Source organism: Pseudomonas sp. BBP2017, from assembly GCF_003024385.1.
GTDB lineage: Bacteria > Pseudomonadota > Gammaproteobacteria > Pseudomonadales > Pseudomonadaceae > Aquipseudomonas.
This window is the reverse complement of the sequence record NZ_PVZN01000005.1, coordinates 24,047-41,409: the sequence shown is the minus strand read 5'-3', so window position 1 is coordinate 41,409 and position 17,363 is coordinate 24,047. Positions and strand designations below refer to the sequence as shown.

The window sequence follows — 17,363 nt, the reverse complement described above, 5'->3', positions numbered from 1 at the left end:
GCACCACTTTCTGGACAATCGAGTGTCTTGTATCAATTATCTGTACAGGTTTGTTATTCATTTGCTGACTCGATAGTCGCTTATGCGAACCGACCCGCTTGATTTATAGTGCAGTGATACTTGCCGACCCCGGCAGGCGGCGCACTGTGGAAACTCCGCACCGCGCTGGCACGAAGCCCGGGGGTTGCGGTCGAACCCCTTGAACCGACGTGACAGAAAGGACAACGCCATGCTGGACTGGAAAAACCGTACAGGCAAAGCCGAGGCGCGCGAGCGGGTCGAGCCCCGCAGTGCCGCCACCCGCAGTTACTTCGGCGGATTGTTCTTCAGTCGTGCCCTGGGCACGCTGGTTGGCCTGTACCTGCTGGTGTGCATTGGCCTGGGTTGGTACTGGAGCGCAGAGCCGGACTTGTTCCCGGTGCAGCAGAATGCCCAGGCTGCCGCCGAGAAGACTGGCCAGCAGATGGTCGTTGGCTACACCACCGTGGAAACCCTCAAGACCGTTTCTGGCACCTTGTTGCATAAGCCCGGCGGCTACATTTCCAACGACCGCTTTCCGCCTGGCTTGTGGATGGACAACATGCCCAGCTGGGAATACGGCGTGCTGGTCCAGGTCCGCGACCTGAGCCGGGCATTGCGCAAAGACTTCGCCCGCTCGCAGTCGCAGTCCGCTGAAGACGCGGATCTGGCCAAGGCCGAGCCACGCTTCAACTTCGACAATAAAAGCTGGATCTTGCCGTCGAGCGAGTCGGAGTTCCAGGAAGGCATCAACTCCCTGACCCGCTACCAGAAGCGCCTGGCCTCAGCGGATCAACAAGGCGCGCTGTTCTATACCCGTGCTGACAACCTGAATAACTGGTTGGGCGATGTTGCCACCCGTCTGGGCTCGCTGTCGCAGCGCCTGTCGGCAAGCGTCGGGCGGGTCAAGCTCAATAGCAGCCTGAAGACCGAGACCGTGGTCGCAGGGCAGGCGCCGCAGCTGGATGAAGAAGTGGTCGAAACCCCTTGGCTGCAGATCGACAACGTCTTTTATGAAGCTCGCGGTCAAGCCTGGGCACTGTCGCACCTGCTGCGTGCCATCGAAGTGGACTTTGCCGACGTCCTGGCGAAGAAGAACGCCACCGTTAGCGTGCGTCAGATCATTCGTGAACTGGAGGCCTCTCAGGAGCCGCTGTGGAGCCCGATGGTGCTCAATGGCAGCGGCTTTGGCATGTGGGCCAACCACTCGCTGGTCATGGCCAACTACATTTCCCGTGCCAACGCGGCGGTGATCGACCTGCGCCAACTGCTGTCGCAAGGCTGATCGATGGCCATCTCCAAGCAAGAGGCGGCGCACCGCGCTGCCTCCGATGCCGAGCTGATCGCCTGGGTCGACGAGCACGATCGGTTACTGGGTGTATTGCCGCGCGCCGAACTGCGCGAAAAGGGCCTGATCGGACGCGGCACTTATATTCTGTTGTTCAACTCGGCCGGCGAGTTGTGCGTGCACCGGCGCACCGAGAGCAAGGCCATTTACCCGGGTTACTGGGACGTGGCTGCCGGTGGCATGGTCCAGGCCGACGAAAGCTTTGCCGAGTCGGCTGCCCGCGAACTGGAAGAAGAGCTGGGTGTGACCGGGGTCGAGTTGACCGTTCACGAACGCTTCTTCTTCGATCAGCCCGGTAACCGGCTCTGGTGCGCGGTGTTTTCAGCGGTCTGGGACGGGCCATTGCGCCTGCAGCCCGAGGAGGTCAGCGAAGCCCGCTTCCTGCCGCTCGAGCAGGCCCTGGCCGACAGCCGGCAACAGCCGTATTGCCCCGATTCCCTGGCCGCGTTGCAACGCTATATCGACCGTCGGGCCTGAAGTCGCGAATCCTGTGCAAATTGGCGCAGTTTTGTACTTAGCATCTGCGGAATTTATCGTTACACTGCGCGGCCTTTTAAGGCTGCCGTACCCTGGGTACGGCAGTTGCGCTGCCCCTGCCAGAGTGGGGCTTCGCGGTCGGTACCCTGCCCGGGGCACCGACCAGTTTTTGTCCTCACCGTACGAGGATCAAAAGTGGCCAAAAAAGCCGCATCATTCGCCGCCCTCGGTGGCCTGGTGTTCTCCACTGATGCAGGTCGGCATTGTCCGGACTGCAGCAAACCCATAGATGCCTGCATCTGCAAACAGACGCTCATCCCCGAAGGCGATGGCATTGCTCGCGTGCGCCGCGAAAGCAAGGGCCGTGGCGGCAAGACGGTGACGACCATCAGCGGTGTGCCGCTGCCCCTGGAACAGCTCAAGGATCTGGCCAGCACGCTCAAGCGCCGCTGCGGAACCGGCGGCGCGTTGAAAGACGGGGTCATCGAAATTCAGGGCGATCATGTTGAGCTGTTGTTGGCAGAGCTGATCAAACAAGGCTTCAAAGCGAAAAAGTCCGGCGGTTGAAGACCACGTCGCGATTTTTTGCAATTCGCTTTCTAAACTCGTTCCCGTAGGAAGGGTCTATCCCTGAACACGGAAAATCGTCATTTCCAGGTTTTACACTGCGCTCGCCGTCCGTGGGCCGGTGTTATTCGACTTTTTATATAGGGGACTTCAATGTCCGTACGACGCACACGCAAAGATGATGGCAGCCAATGGACAGTTGCGGACAGCCGCAGTGTTTACGGGATCCGCCATTGGGGGGCCGGATACTTCGCAATCAACGAGGCCGGCCGCGTCGAAGTCCGCCCCAACGGGCCAGGCAGCGCACCGATCGATCTTTACGAACAGGTCGACGAGCTGCGCAAGAGCGGCCTGTCGCTGCCGCTGCTGGTGCGTTTCCCAGACATCCTGCAAGACCGCGTGCGCCAGCTGACCGGTGCGTTTGACGCCAACATCGCGCGCCTGGAGTACCAGAGCCAGTACACCGCGCTGTATCCGATCAAGGTGAACCAGCAAGAAGCGGTGGTGGAAAACATCATCGCCACCCAGAACGTGTCCATCGGCCTTGAAGCCGGCTCCAAGCCCGAGCTGCTGGCCGTGCTGGCGCTGGCGCCAAAAGGCGGCACCATTGTCTGCAACGGTTATAAAGACCGTGAGTTCATCCGTCTGGCGCTGATGGGCCAGAAGCTTGGCCACAACGTGTTCATCGTCATCGAGAAAGAGTCGGAAGTGGCGCTGGTGATCGAAGAAGCGGCCGAGCTCAAGGTCAAGCCGCAGATCGGTCTGCGCGTGCGCCTGTCGTCGCTGGCGTCGAGCAAATGGGCCGATACCGGTGGTGAGAAATCCAAGTTCGGTTTGTCGGCCGCGCAGTTGATCTCGGTGGTCCAGCGTTTCCGTGACGCCGGCCTGGATCAAGGCATCCGTCTGCTGCACTTCCACATGGGCTCGCAGATCGCCAACCTGGCTGACTACCAGCACGGTTTCAAAGAAGCGATCCGTTACTACGGTGAGCTGCGCGCCCTGAACCTGCCGGTCGATCACATCGACGTCGGCGGTGGCCTGGGTGTCGACTATGACGGCACCCACTCGCGCAACGCCAGCTCGATCAACTACGACATGGACGATTACGCCGGTGTCGTGGTCGGCATGCTCAAAGAGTTCTGCGATGCCCAGGGCCTGCCGCATCCGCACATCTTCTCCGAGAGCGGTCGCTCGCTGACGGCCCACCACGCCATGCTGGTGGTGCAGGTTACCGACGTTGAGAAACACAACGACGAAGTACCGGTGATCGACAACAAGGAAAGCCTGCCCGAGACCGTACAGTGGCTGGCCGACCTGCTCGGCCCGACCGATATCGAAATGGTCACCGAAACTTACTGGCGTGCTACGCACTACATGAGCGACGTGGCTGCGCAGTACGCCGACGGCAAGATCACCCTGGCCGAGAAAGCCCTGGCCGAGCAGTGCTACTTCGCCGTGTGCCGTCGCCTGCACAACTCGCTCAAGGCCCGTCAGCGTTCGCACCGCCAGGTGCTGGATGAGCTCAACGACAAGCTTGCCGATAAGTACATCTGCAACTTCTCGGTGTTCCAGAGCCTGCCTGACACCTGGGCCATCGGCCAGGTCCTGCCGATCCTGCCGCTGCATCGCCTGAACGAAGAGCCGATGCGCCGTGCGGTGCTGCAAGACCTGACCTGTGACTCCGACGGCAAAATCAACCAGTACGTCGACGAGCAGAGCATCGAGACCAGCCTGCCGGTGCACGGGATCAACGAGGGTGAGGATTACCTGCTGGGGATTTTCCTGGTCGGTGCCTACCAGGAAATTCTCGGTGACATGCACAACCTGTTCGGTGATACCGACTCGGTGAACATCTACCAGAACCCTAACGGCAGCGTGTACCACGCCGGTATCGAGACCCACGACACCATCGAGGACATGCTGCGCTACGTGCACCTGTCGCCGGAGGAGTTGATGACTCATTACCGCGACAAGTGCGCCAGCGCCAAGATCACCGCGCGTGAGAAGACCCAGTTCCTCGATGCCTTGCGTCTGGGGCTGACCCGTTCGTCTTACCTGTCGAGTTGATGTAATCGCGGGGCAAGCCCGCTCCCACTGGGTGTTGTGTGAACCTGGTGGGAGCGGGCTTGCCCCGCGATGCTTTCAACGACGCACAAACCACCCATCCCGCCGCTGCAACTGCCAGCCCATCACCCCCAGCGTCACCCCGCGCAAGGCCATGAACAGCAGAAAGCCCAGCCACAAGCCATGGTTGCCCAGGTCCCTGGCGGCATAGGCGAGCGGTAAGGCAATCGCCACGCTGAGCAACATACCGTTGCGCATCTCGCGCGCCCGGGTCGCGCCGATGAACAGGCCATCGAGCAAGTAACTCCACACTGCCACCAGCGGCAACAGCGCCAGATAAGGCAGGTACTGATAGGCCGTGGCGCGCACGCTTTCGATATCGGTCTGCAGATTGATAAACAGGTGCCCGCCAAAGACAAACAACACGGCAAAGCCGCTGCTGGCCAGTAGCGACCAGCCGCAGGCCACGGTCAGCGAGCGACGCAAGGCCTGGCGATCACCGGCACCGATGGCATGCCCGCACAAGGCCTCGACCGCATGGGCCAGACCATCGAGGGCATAGGCGCTGAGCAGCAGACCATTGAGCAGCAGGGCATTGGCAGCAACGGTGGCCTCGCCCAGGCGCGCGCCCTGCACGGTGATCAGGAAGAACACCGCCTGCAAGGCCAGGCTGCGGATGAAAATGTCGCGGTTGACGGCCAGCAGCGGCCGCCAGCTTTGCCAGCGCGCCAGCAGGGCCCAGGCAACCTGCCCCGGATAAGCGCGCAAGGCCGGGCGAGTCAGGGCCAGACCGAGCAGGGCGGCACTCCATTCGGCAATCACCGAGGCCCGTGCAGAACCTGTCACACCACAGTCCAGGCCCAGCACAAACCACAGGTTGAGAGCGATGTTGAGCAGGTTGGTGGTCAGCAGAATCGCCAGCGGTGCCCTGGCGTTCTGGGTGCCGAGGAACCAGCCGACCAGGGCGAAACTGGCGAGCGCCGCTGGCAGGCCTAACAGCCGGGTCTGGAAAAAGTCCTGGGTCGATTGCGCCAGCGCCGCCGAGGGCTGCATCAGTTGCAGGGCCAGGTGACTGAAGGGCAGGGCGAGCAGGCCCAGCAGCAATGCGAACAACAGCGCCAGCAACAAGCCCTGCACCAGCACCTGGCGCAAGGCTGCGCCATCGGCACGTCCGGCGGCCTGGGCGGCAAACCCGGTGGAGCCCATGCGCAGAAAGCCCATGACCCAGGCCAGGAAGGTGTACAGGCTGGCGCCCACGGCGACCGCACCCAACTGGTGAGCATGCGGCAGATGGCCGATCACTGCGCTATCGACCAGCGCCACCAGGGGTACGGAAATATTCGAGAGAATCATTGGCGCGGCCAGTGCCCAGACCTTGCGGTGGGTAGGGCGGTCGCGCCAGTCGGTGAACAATCGGGACATGTCGGCTCCAGGCAAGCCGGACATTGTAGCCGCAGCGCACGGAGACGGCCTTGTTGGTATATAGTTCTCCCCTCAGAACCTGCTGCCAAAGAGTTTTTTCCATGCTCAACAAAGGATTGTTGCTGGCCTGCGCGCTGGCCTTGCTCAGCGCCTGCGACTCGTCTGCCCCAGACAAGCCAGCCCCGGCTCCGTCCCCCACGCCTGCACAGACTCAGGAAGCCGCCAAGCCGGCCGGTGAAGACGCCGCGACCCAGGCCAAGCGATTTGCCGGTCGCGAACTGAGCGTGGTGGATGTCTCGGAAGTTCAGGTTGATGGCGCCAGCGCGCTGTCCTTGAGCTTTTCGGTGCCACTGGATGCACAGCAGAATTTTGCCGACCGGGTGCACCTGGTCGATACCGTCAAAGGCAAAGTCGATGGTGCCTGGGAGCTCTCCGACAACGGTATGGAGCTGCGCCTGCGCCACCTCGAACCGCAACGCAAATTGGTGCTGACCATCGATGCCGGCCTGCAGGCCGTTAACGGTGAGCGCCTGGCCGCTGAATCGGTCAGCCGCCTGGAAACCCGTGACATGCAGGCCACCATCGGCTTCGCCAGCCGTGGTTCGCTGCTGCCGACGCGCTTGGCCGAAGGGCTGCCGGTGATCGCCCTGAACGTCAACAAGGTCGATGTCGAGTTCTTCCGCATCAAGCCTGAATCGCTGTCGTCGTTCCTCAGCGCTTGGGGCCGCAACAGCAGCCTGTACTATTACCAGTCGAAAGAAACCCTGGACATGGCCGAACTGGTCTACAGCGGCCGTTTCGACCTCAATCCGGCGCGCAACACCCGTGAAACCGTGTTGCTGCCGATCGCCGGGATCAAGCCGCTGCAAGAGCCGGGCGTGTACCTGGCGGTCATGCGCGCTTCGGGTACCTACGACTATTCGCAACCGGCCACCCTGTTCACCCTTAGCGACATCGGTGTGTCGGCGCACCGTTACCAGAACCGCATGGACGTGTTCACCCAGGGGCTGGAAGGCGGCAAGGCGCTGAGTGGTGTCAATCTTGAGTTGCTCGACGCCGAAGGCCGGGTGCTTGGCCAAGGCAAGACCGACAGCGATGGCCATGCCCAGCTGCCGATGCCACCCAAGGCGGAAACCTTGCTGGCTCACCAGGGCGTGCACACCACCATGCTGCGCCTGAACAGTGCGGCGCTGGACCTGGCGGAATTCGACATCACCGGCCCTCAGGCCAACCCCCTGCAGTTTTTCGTCTTTGGTCCACGTGACTTGTACCGCCCAGGCGAGACCGTGCTGCTCAATGGCCTGTTGCGCGACCAGGACGGTCGCCCGCTCAAACCGCAGCCGGTAACGGTGGAGGTGCGCCGGCCCGATGAGCAAATCAGCCGCAAGTTTGTTTGGGAGCCGGGCAGCAACGGCCTCTACCAGTACCAGTTGCAACTGGCGACTGAGGCCCCGACCGGGCGCTGGCAGTTGTTGTTTGACCTGGGCGGTGGCAAGAAGCAGATCTATGAGTTTCTCGTCGAGGACTTCTTGCCCGAGCGTCTGGCTCTGGAGCTCAAGGGCAGTGCTTTTCCCCTGCGCCCGCAGCAAAGTGTCGAGATTAGCGTCAATGGCCGCTACCTGTACGGTGCCCCGGCCTCGGGCAATCGCTTGAGCGGTCAGGCCTATGTTCGTCCACTGCGCGAAGCGGTGCCGGCGCTTCCAGGCTATCAGTTCGGCGCGATCACCGAACCAGAGTTGAGCCATGACCTTGAGCTGGACGAAGTCACCCTGGATGCCAACGGCAACTCAATCCTGAATATCGAGAGTCAATGGTCCGAAGCCCGCTCGCCGCTGCAACTGACCGTGCAGGCCAGCTTGCAGGAGTCCGGTGGCCGCCCGATTACCCGGCGTCTGGAACAGCCGATCTGGCCGGCTGCGCGTCTGCCGGGCCTGCGCGGATTGTTCGACGGTGAAGAAACCGACAGCGATGGGCCGGTGGAATTCGAAGTGCTGGTCGCCGACCACAAAGGCAACAAGCTGGCGGCCAACGGCCTCAAGGTCCGCTTGATTCGCGAGCGCCGTGATTACTACTGGAACTACTCGCAAAGTGACGGCTGGAGCTACAACTTCAACGAGAAGTTCCTGACCCAGAGTGAAGAGACGGTCAACATCAAGGCCGGCTCGACCGCCAAGCTCACCTTCCAGGTTGAATGGGGCCCGTACCGCGTCGAGGTCGAAGACCCGCAGACCGGTCTGGTCTCCAGCGAGCGCTTCTGGGCTGGCTACCGCGCCCAGGACAATGCCGATGGCGGTGCTGTGCGTCCGGACCAGGTCAAGCTGGCCCTGGACAAACCATCCTACGCCGATGGCGCTACCGCCAACGTTACGGTCACGCCACCTGCGGCCGGTACCGGTTACCTGATGGTTGAGTCCAGTGAGGGGCCGCTGTGGTGGCAGGAGATCGACGTACCCGCCGAAGGCAAGACCTTCGCCGTCAATCTCGACCGCAAGTGGGCGCGCCATGACCTGTATGTCAGTGCGCTGGTGATTCGTCCGGGCGAGCGCAAGGTCAATGCCACGCCCAAGCGGTCGGTCGGTGTGCTGCACCTGCCGCTGGACCGTGCCGAGCGCAAGCTGGCGGTAACCCTCAGCGCGCCGGAAAAGATGCGTCCCAAACAACCGTTGACGGTCAAGGTCCAGGCCCGCAATGCCGATGGTAGTGTGCCGAAGCAGGTGCATGTACTGCTGGCTGCGGTAGATGTGGGCATTCTCAACATCACCGACTACCCGACGCCGGACCCGTTCACCGGCATGTTCGGCCGCAAGGCTTATGGCGCCGACCAGTTGGACATCTATGGCCAGTTGATCGAAGCCGGTCAGGGCCGTCTGGCCAGCCTGGCCTTCGGTGGTGATGCGGCCATGGCCAAGGGCGGCAAGCGACCTAACACCAGCGTCACCATCGTCGCCCAGCAAAGCGCGCCGGTGACCCTCAACGAAAACGGCGAAGGCGAAGCCAGCGTTGATATCCCCGACTTTAACGGTGAGCTGCGTTTGATGGCCCAGGCCTGGACCGATGAGCGCTTTGGCATGGCTGAAGGCAAGACCGTGGTCGCCGCGCCATTGATCGCCGAGTTGTCGGCACCGCGTTTTCTCGCCGGTGGCGACAGTACCACCCTGGCGCTGGATGTCTCGAACCTGTCCGGGCAGGCGCAAAAACTCAACGTGCGCCTGAGCACCGAAGGCCAATTGAGCCTTATGCGCGCAGCCGAGCAGACCCTCGAGCTGACCCAGGGCAAGCGTGTCACCTTGCTGGTGCCGGTGCAGGCCAACGGTGGCCTGGGCCAAGGCAAGGTCAAGGTCGAAGTGCTGGGGCTGAAGCTGCCGGGTGAGACGGCCACGGCCTTCAGCCGCGAATGGACCCTGGGCGTGCGTCCGGCCTACCCGGCCATGCTCAAGCACTACCGGGTGGCGCTCAACGATCAACCGTGGAGCCTGCCGGAGGCTGATCTGGCCGAGTTCGAGCCGGCTGGTCTGGAGGCGATGCTGGCCTTGTCCAGCCGTCCGCCGCTGAACCTGGCCGAGCAGATTCGCGCCCTGGAAGCCTACCCCTATGGCTGCCTGGAGCAGACCACCAGTGGCTTGTATCCGTCGTTGTATGCCGACGCCGCAACTCTCAAGCGTCTGGGCATCACTGGCGAGCCCGCCGAGGTGCGCAAGCGCAAGATCGAGATGGGCATCGAGCACTTACTGGGCATGCAGCGCTACAACGGCAGCTTCGGCCTGTGGAGTTCGGATTCCGAAGAGGAGTACTGGCTGACGGCCTATGTCACCGATTTCCTCCTGCGGGCTCGGGAGCAGGGTTATGCGGTGCCTGCCGATGCCTTGAAGAAGGCCAGTGAGCGCCTGTTGCGCTATCTGCAGGAGCGCAACCTGATCGAGGTCAACTACAGTAACAATGCCGAGCACAGCCGTTTTGCCGTGCAGGCTTATGCCGCGCTGGTGCTGGCCCGTACGCAGCAGGCGCCGCTGGGCGCGCTGCGCAGCCTGTTCGAGCGGCGTAGCGATGCCCGCTCCGGCTTACCGTTGGTGCAGTTGGCCATTGCCCTGGAAAAAATGGGTGACAAGCCCCGCGCCCAGCAAGCCTTGCAAGCGGGCCTGGCCGTCAGTCGCAATGACAAAGACTGGCTAGGCGACTATGGCAGCCCGGTGCGTGACCAGGCCTTGATTCTGGCTTTGCTCGAAGAAAACAACCTGGCCAGCAACCTGCTTGATCAACGGCTGTTCCAGTTGTCCGACCAGGTCGCGGCCAGCCAGTGGTTGTCGACCCAGGAACGCAACGCCTTGTTCCTCGCCGGCCGCGGCTTGCTGAACAAACCGGAAGGCAAGTGGTCGGCGCGTCTGGACAGCGCTGGCGAACTGCGTGACCTGGACAGCGCGCAATCGGGCCTGAAACTGGAAGGGCCACTGCTGGCTTCGCCGCTGACGGTGCAGAATCAGAGCAGCGATACCTTGTACCAGCAACTGACCCTGTCCGGTTACCCACGCTATGCCCCGGCAGCGAGCAACTCGGGCATGAACATTCGTCGTGAGTACCTGGGTTTGAACGGCCAGACCCTGGATATCCGCGCGCTCAAGAGTGGTGACCTGGTACTGGTGCATCTGGCCGTGACCGCCACCACTCGGGTACCGGATGCGCTGGTGGTCGACCTGCTGCCTGCTGGCCTTGAGCTGGAAAACCAGAACCTGGCGCAGAGTGCGGCGAGCCTGGACAACGCCAGCAGCGCGGTCAAACAGTGGCGCGAGTCGATGCAGAACGCCAACGTCGTGCACCAGGAGTTCCGCGATGATCGTTATGTCGCGGCGTTGCCTGTGAACAGCTATGGCACCACGCACTTGCTGTACCTGGCGCGGGCCGTGACCCCCGGTACCTACCGGGTGCCGCCGCCGCAGGTGGAGTCGATGTACCGGCCGAATCTGCAGGCGGTGGGTGAGTCGGCAGGTGAGATGGTGATCAAAGGCCGCTAAAGCTCTGCTGGGGGGATGTGGAAAGTGGGGGCTGGTTTGCCCCCACCGTCAGTGAATGATCCAGCTCAGCACCCACAACCCCAGCAGCAGCCAGATGATGCCGAGGATGATCGAGGCACGCATGAAGGCACGGATGGCCGAGTACAGCAGCATCAAGCCGATGATCAGGGCAACGATGCTGACCAGCGAGGTGTCCATGCCCAATGTGCGCGCCAGGCCATCGATGAAGTTGCCACCGGCACTGGCCAGCAGGTTGAATAACCCGCTCAGAGCGTCGACGACAAAGCGGATCAGTGCCCCCAACGCCTGGCCGAGCCACTCGAAAAAACCTTCTACATGCATAGTTGCTTCCTGATGATCGTATCGGCTCGTTGGCCGTTGCCAAACCTTTGGCTGTGTATTGGCCTGCTCGGTTCCCTGTCCATCGCCAGCGACACGGAGGCCTGATGCCCATCTTAGCTAAACGCCTGCGTGTCGTATCGGCTGTCGTGCTGTTGTGTGGCGCGCTGTTGTGGGCGGCCGACCGTCTGTGGCCTTTGCCGCTGCCAGCCGATGACCTGGCGCGCGTGGTGCTGGCCGAGGACGGCACTCCGTTGTGGCGTTTCGCCGATGCTGATGGGGTCTGGCGTTATCCGGTCAGTGCCGATCAGGTATCGCCGTACTATTTGCAGGCGTTGTTGACCTACGAGGATCGCTGGTTCTACCGGCATCCAGGGGTCAATCCGTTGGCCCTGGGCCGTGCTGCCTGGCAAAACCTGCGCGGCGGGCGGGTGCTGTCGGGCGGCAGTACCCTGTCGATGCAGGTGGCGCGCCTGCTCGACCCGCATTCGCGTACTGTGCCTGGCAAGCTGCGTCAGTTGTGGCGCACTGTCCAGTTGGAGTGGCACCTGAGCAAGGCGCAGATTCTTGAAATCTACCTCAATCGCGCACCTTTCGGCGGTACCTTGCAGGGCGTGGCAGCGGCCAGTTGGGCCTATCTGGGAAAATCGCCACAACACCTGACGCCGTCTGAAGCGGCCATGCTCGCGGTATTGCCCCAGGCGCCAAGCCGCTTGCGCCCGGATCGTCACCCGGCACGCGCGCAGGTGGCCCGCGACAAAGTGCTCAAGCGCCTGGCCGAGTACCAGGTATGGCCAGAGCAACGCGTCATTGAGGCCATGCAGGAGCCATTGTTACTGGCACCACGTCAGGAGCCTGCGCTGGCGCCGCTGCTGGCGCGACGCCTGAACCGGCCACACAGTCCGCCGCTGATTCGCACCACTGTCGATGCCGCGCTGCAGCGGCGCCTGGAAGACTTGCTGCTCGGTTGGCGCGCCCGGCTGCCCGAGCGCACCTCGGCGGCGATCCTGGTGGTGGAGGCGCAGACCATGGCGGTACGCGCTTACCTTGGCTCGGTCGATCTGAATGATGAGCGCCGTTTCGGGCATGTCGACATGATCACCGCGCTACGTTCCCCCGGTTCGACCCTCAAGCCTTTTCTCTATGGCATGGCCATGGACGATGGCCTGATTCATTCCGAATCCTTGCTGCAGGATGTGCCCAGACGCTACGGCGATTATCGGCCGGGGAACTTCTCCATGGGCTTCAGCGGCCCGGTGGCGGCCAGCTCCGCCTTGGCGCTGTCGCTCAATCTGCCTGCGGTGCAGTTGCTTGAAGCCTATGGTCCCAAGCGCTTTGCCGCGCAAATGCGCAATGGCGGCGTGCCGCTGACCCTGCCACCGTTGGCTGAGCCGAACCTGTCGTTGATCCTGGGCGGCGCTGGCAGTCGCCTGGAAGACCTGGTGGCCGGTTATGGTGCGCTGTCACGCGGTGGCATGAGTGCGCCCATGCGTTTGCAGCCGGACGCACCGCTGCTCGAACATCGGCTGCTGTCGCCAGGCAGCGCCTGGATCATCCGGCGCATTCTAAGTGGTCAAGCGCGCCCGGACCGTGACCCCCAAGCCGAACTGGTGCAGCGTCCGCTGCTGGCCTGGAAGACGGGCACCAGCTATGGCTTTCGCGATGCCTGGTCGATTGGGGTCGGGCCGCGCTATCTGATTGGTATCTGGATCGGTCGTCCGGACGGCACACCGGTGCCCGGACAGTTCGGCCTGGCTTCGGCGGCACCGTTGATGCTGCAGGTCCATGATGTGCTGAGCAATCGCGACAGTCAGCGCGGCATCGCCGTGCCGGTGACGGCGGTGCCGGGCAATGTCGGTGTGGCCGCGATCTGCTGGCCGCTGGGCCAACCGCTGGCCCGTCAGGACAGCAATTGCCGGCGTCAGCGCTTTGCCTGGACCCTGGATGGCACCACGCCGCCGACCTTGCAAGCGGCCGACCAACCCTTGAGCGTCGGTTTGCGCGAAACGGTCTGGGTTAACCCACAAGGACGGCGGGTTGATGCCAGTTGCCCGGGGGCCGAGGCCAGGGAGATTGCCTTGTGGCCTGCGCCGCTGGAACCCTGGTTGCCCCGCGTGGAACGTCGCGAAGCGCGGCTGCCTCAGGTTGATCCGCACTGCCCACCGCAGGTACCGGCCGCTGCACCGCCGCTGTCCATCGTCGGCGTGCGCCAGGGCGATCAACTGCGCCGTCCAGCCACCAGCAGCGAACCGTTGCGCCTTGAGGTTTCCGCGTTGGGTGGCAGTGGTCGGCGCTGGTGGTTCCTCAATGGCGCGCCGCTGGGTGAGTCGCAGGGCCAGGAGCACTTGAGCGCTCGCTTCGAGCAGACCGGGCGGGTGGAACTGAGCGCGTTGGACGAGAGCGGCCAGACCGCGCGGGTCGAGTTTCAGATCAATCAATGAGCGGACTGCATGACAGCCCCCATTCCGATTAGACGACGATGCGCGCACCACCTACGCTTGAACCTGACGAGGGAACCGTCTTGGTGCTCTTGTATCTGTCGGGATCATGGAGCGTCAAATGCGTCTGTTGGCCGTCGCGATTCTCAGTCTTTCTTGGGCAAGCGGGCTGAGCGCCGGATCGCTGCCAGTCTTTCTCAATAGCAGCGAAGTCGAACGCAGCCTGCCCGCGCCAAACCTGCCCGCCGACAGCTATCGACCGGACACTCCAGTCTTGCCTGTAGCCACCCCCGCGATACCTTCGCAGCAACTGCCGATGAGCACCCGGATCCTGTTGCACAAGGTGCGCTTTGTCGGCGGCACCCTCTACCCGTTGAGCGACCTGCGGGACAACTACCAGGATCTGCTCAATCGCGAGGTCACCCTGGGTGAGCTGATCGAAGCCACCCAACGCCTGACCCGGCGTTATCAGCAGGATGGTTACCTATTGTCCTACGCATACCTGCCGCCACAGGACTTTGCCGATGGGCGCGTGCAGGTGGTGCTGGTCGAGGGTTACATTCGCGACTATGAACTGCACGGTGATATCGGACCGGCGTCCGTCTATCTGGACACGCTAGCGAGCAAACTCAAGGCCGAGCGCCCGCTCACGCGCAGTACCTTGCAGCGCTACACTGCACTGATGAGCCGGATACCGGGCGTTACGCTGCAGGCCCAGGTGGCGCCTGGCGACACCAATGGCGCGAGCACCTTGGTTGTTCAGGCCTCGCGCCAGCCCTTGAGCTCGGCGCTGAACCTCAGCGATGGCAGCCGCGAGGACCTTCAGGCGCTGTTGGGTGTCAGCAGCAATGCCCAGACTGCAGCGGCCGAACAACTGAGTTTCTTGGCGCTGTTTCCTCCCGGTGATGAGCATGAACATTACTACCGCCTGGACTACGCCCAGTACCTGGACAGTGAAGGCAGTCAGCTGAACCTGTCGGCCACACGCTCCCGCAGTAATCCAGGGGCCCTGGTTCGCCTGAACAACGGCACCGACCTCAAGCAGCATCGTGAGCATGAGCGCTATTCGATCGGCCTGAGTCAGGTCGTGACGGCTTCACCCAACGAGTGGCTCAACGTTGCCGGGCGCCTCTACGCAGTGAGTGACGACACCGACTATCGGGCCGTCGACGGTGCCTTCAAGAGCAGTAGCCGTACCGACCTGCGTGCCCTGGCCTTCGAAGGCGACTGGCGCCAGGCCGATCCCCGGCAATTGCGCATCCTCAGTGTCGGCGCCTACCAGGGCATGGATTACCTGGGGGCGGACACCGACGGCGATATCGACCTGGACTTTCTGCACCTGCGGGTCTGCGGGTTACAGAGTGATCGCTATTTCGATAATTGGCAGGGTGTAGTTTCGGCGGCGCTGTACTGGAGCAACGACAGTTTGCCCGACAGCGAGCGCGTAGTGTTTGGCGGCCAGAGTTTCGGTCGCGGTTACCCCAGCGACCAGGCTTCGGGTGACAAGGGCTGGGGGGCGGCTTATGAACTGAACTACAGTTTCAAGACCGATGGCCACTGGTTCAAGGTGGTGCAGCCTTATGTGGCACTGGATGCCGCGCGCAGTTGGTTCAACGAGCTTGAAATCCGTGACTCACGATTGTCTTCGGCGGCACTGGGTTTGCGCGTTGGCGATGCACGCAACTACAACATTTCCCTGGAAGCGGCCAAGCCGATGTCGGACATCGCCCTCGACAGTCTCAACCGGCAGCCGCGCTTTACCTTGAGATTCAGCGTTCAACTGTAATCGCGGGGCAAGGCTTGCCCTGCGATTAATCAATTCACCAGATGCAAGCGCGGCTTGGGAAAGAGGTTATCCAGGGTTTCCAGCAGGCGGGTGTGGTAGATGGGTTTACGGAACAGGTCCAGCACCTGCAGGCGTAGCAGGTCACTGATGTCGTCCATGTCGGCATGACCGGAGGTGACGATTACCGGCAAGTGCTGGCGGGCAGTGTGCTCACGCAGACGCTTGATCAGTGAAATGCCACTTTCTTCCGGCATGCGCAGGTCGGTGATCACCAGGGCCACGTCCGGGTGGCGGGTGAGCTGCTGCAGGGCGAGTTTTACCGAGGTGGCGGTGTGGCAGCAGAAACCCTCGCCCTCAAGCAGTTCGGCCAGTTCCAGCAAAGCGTCCTTTTCGTCATCCACCAGGAGAATCTGTTCACGCAGAGAGGAGGTTGGCATGGTGTGTTTCCATTACAGGTCAAAGGTCAGGCCGTTCAGTCCATGAAGCCCACAGCCAGGAGGTGGCCCTAGTGCGCCGTTACCCGCAGGTGCAGTAGCGAAGTGCTCGATGACAGCGCCAGCGCCAGCTGCGTGCGATTGTGCATATGGGTCAGGCGCAGTACCTGGGAGACGTAGAGTTTGACGGTGTTTTCGGTGATACCCAGTTCGCAGGCGATCTGATAGTTGGTCTTGCCCTTGCTGACCAGGCACGCGACTTCCAGTTGCCGTGGTGACAGTTGTTCGAAGTTGCCCGGAAGGTTCTCGTTGACCTGCTCGATCTCGACGTCTGTGGCGCGACGGTGTGCACCCAGACCCCGGGCTTTTTCCAGGTCCTGGTAAAGGTCGTCGATCGAGTCGGCCAGGCACTGCAGTTTCTGGTTCAGGTTGCCCAGCCGCCGCTGGCTTTGCTGTTGCTCCTGCAGTGCGGCCTCCTGGCGTTGCACGCCTTCGAGCAGTTCGTTCAGGTCCAGGGGTTTCTGGTAGTAGTCGGCAAAGCCTGCGCGCAAGGCCCTGATCACATCCTGTTTGTCGGCTCTGTCAGTGAGCATGATCGCCTCGAAAATCCGTTGTTGCCCGGCAATCACCTTTAAGGCACCGAGCAGCTCAACGCCATCGCATTTCGGCATGTGCAGATCGCACAACACCAGGCCTATCGACAGGTCGGCGGCAAAGTGCTCGATAGCCTGGTTACTGGACAGGCAAGACAGGCAACGGTAGCCGTTGCGCTCGAGAAGCTCACACAGCTCTTCGATGACTAAGGGTTGGTCATCGACGACCAACACCTTTATTTCACTGAGGGTCTTGTTCACACGCTACTCCCTGCTGAGAAGCCCCTCTCTCCCGGAGCCTGGGGTCCTGCAATCGGTTGTCAACTCACTAGAAAGTAGTCGTACTTTGCAACCATGTACAAGCCATGCACGGGCTAGAGACAGACTTGGGCGACTAGTGGATCCATACACTGGCCAGCACGAAACCCGCCAGTATGAAGGGGGCAAAGGGTTGTTTATTTGCCGACTCCTCAGTCAATTGCTTGATGCGGTTCTTGACCTTTTGACTCAAGAGGGACCACAGCCAGCGACGGCTGGAGAGCCAGATCAGCACGGCTATTCCGGCGCCGATGAAGGTGCCCAGCACATACATGCGATCGGTCGCCAGTGCCAGGGCCGCGAGTAACTTCACATCACCCGCGCCAAAGCGGCCGAGCATGTAGCCGGGCAGGGTCAGGAGCATGACGATGGCCAGTGCCCAGCCGCCTTCGCTGGCGTCGGCTCCGATCCAGGTGTGTCCGGTCATGAACAGATAGGCCAGGGCGCAGGCCGCCGCGCCGAGGGTCAGGGTGTTGGCGATCTGGCGCTCACGCATATCTTGTTCAGCGCACAAGGCAAGCCACAGCAGCAGAACAATGCTTTGCATTGGCGA

12 protein-coding genes are annotated in these 17,363 nt (G+C 62.2%); 7 read left to right on the top strand and 5 right to left on the bottom strand.

From position 1 onward, the window contains the following. Positions 1 to 229 precede the first annotated feature (229 nt). From C6382_RS08845 to speA, 4 genes are all read left to right on the top strand, one after another. On the top strand, positions 230 to 1,303 hold the full coding sequence (locus tag C6382_RS08845; RefSeq protein WP_107024131.1) for a DUF2333 family protein: 1,074 nt from the start codon (positions 230 to 232) through the stop codon (positions 1,301 to 1,303). 3 nt (positions 1,304 to 1,306) lie between these two features. Then, positions 1,307 to 1,843 (top strand): NUDIX hydrolase, encoded by a 537-nt coding sequence (locus C6382_RS08840; protein ID WP_107024130.1) that lies wholly within the window; start codon positions 1,307 to 1,309, stop codon positions 1,841 to 1,843. Positions 1,844 to 2,038: 195 nt separating this feature from the next. Further along, positions 2,039 to 2,410, top strand: a complete 372-nt coding sequence (locus C6382_RS08835) for a translation initiation factor Sui1 (protein WP_010221702.1) — start codon at positions 2,039 to 2,041, stop codon at positions 2,408 to 2,410. A 153-nt stretch (positions 2,411 to 2,563) separates the two neighbouring features. Further along, a complete protein-coding gene (gene speA, locus C6382_RS08830) occupies positions 2,564 to 4,477 on the top strand; it encodes an arginine decarboxylase (RefSeq protein WP_107024129.1) in 1,914 nt (637 codons plus the stop codon). A 75-nt stretch (positions 4,478 to 4,552) separates the two neighbouring features. Here the strand turns inward: speA and C6382_RS08825 are convergent, their stop codons facing one another. Next, complete coding sequence (locus tag C6382_RS08825) at positions 4,553 to 5,896, bottom strand: MATE family efflux transporter (RefSeq protein ID WP_107024128.1); 1,344 nt, start codon at positions 5,894 to 5,896, stop codon at positions 4,553 to 4,555. A gap of 101 nt (positions 5,897 to 5,997) precedes the next feature. Between C6382_RS08825 and C6382_RS08820 the strand changes: the two genes are divergently transcribed. Then, the gene (locus tag C6382_RS08820; protein WP_107024127.1) at positions 5,998 to 10,902 is read left to right on the top strand and encodes an alpha-2-macroglobulin; all 4,905 of its coding nucleotides are present in this window, start codon (positions 5,998 to 6,000) and stop codon (positions 10,900 to 10,902) included. A gap of 48 nt (positions 10,903 to 10,950) precedes the next feature. Here C6382_RS08820 and C6382_RS08815 read toward each other — a convergent pair whose 3' ends face one another. Beyond that, a complete protein-coding gene (locus C6382_RS08815; RefSeq protein WP_107024126.1) occupies positions 10,951 to 11,244 on the bottom strand; it encodes a hypothetical protein in 294 nt (97 codons plus the stop codon). 104 nt (positions 11,245 to 11,348) lie between these two features. On the opposite strand from C6382_RS08815, the gene pbpC reads away from it, so the two are divergent. Together pbpC and C6382_RS08805 are read left to right on the top strand one after the other, a co-directional pair. Further along, complete coding sequence (gene pbpC, locus C6382_RS08810) at positions 11,349 to 13,682, top strand: peptidoglycan glycosyltransferase PbpC (protein ID WP_107024125.1); 2,334 nt, start codon at positions 11,349 to 11,351, stop codon at positions 13,680 to 13,682. A gap of 118 nt (positions 13,683 to 13,800) precedes the next feature. Continuing rightward, the gene (locus tag C6382_RS08805; protein ID WP_107024124.1) at positions 13,801 to 15,465 is read left to right on the top strand and encodes a ShlB/FhaC/HecB family hemolysin secretion/activation protein; all 1,665 of its coding nucleotides are present in this window, start codon (positions 13,801 to 13,803) and stop codon (positions 15,463 to 15,465) included. Positions 15,466 to 15,494: 29 nt separating this feature from the next. Here C6382_RS08805 and C6382_RS08800 read toward each other — a convergent pair whose 3' ends face one another. The 3 genes from C6382_RS08800 to C6382_RS08790 form a co-directional block, all read right to left on the bottom strand. Beyond that, positions 15,495 to 15,902 (bottom strand): response regulator, encoded by a 408-nt coding sequence (locus tag C6382_RS08800; protein WP_107024123.1) that lies wholly within the window; start codon positions 15,900 to 15,902, stop codon positions 15,495 to 15,497. 68 nt (positions 15,903 to 15,970) lie between these two features. Next, entirely contained in the window at positions 15,971 to 16,753 is a 783-nt protein-coding gene (locus tag C6382_RS08795; protein ID WP_107024122.1) for a response regulator transcription factor, read from the bottom strand. Positions 16,754 to 16,886: 133 nt separating this feature from the next. Next, complete coding sequence (locus C6382_RS08790) at positions 16,887 to 17,357, bottom strand: prepilin peptidase (protein ID WP_107024121.1); 471 nt, start codon at positions 17,355 to 17,357, stop codon at positions 16,887 to 16,889. Between the last annotated feature and the right edge of the window lie 6 nt (positions 17,358 to 17,363).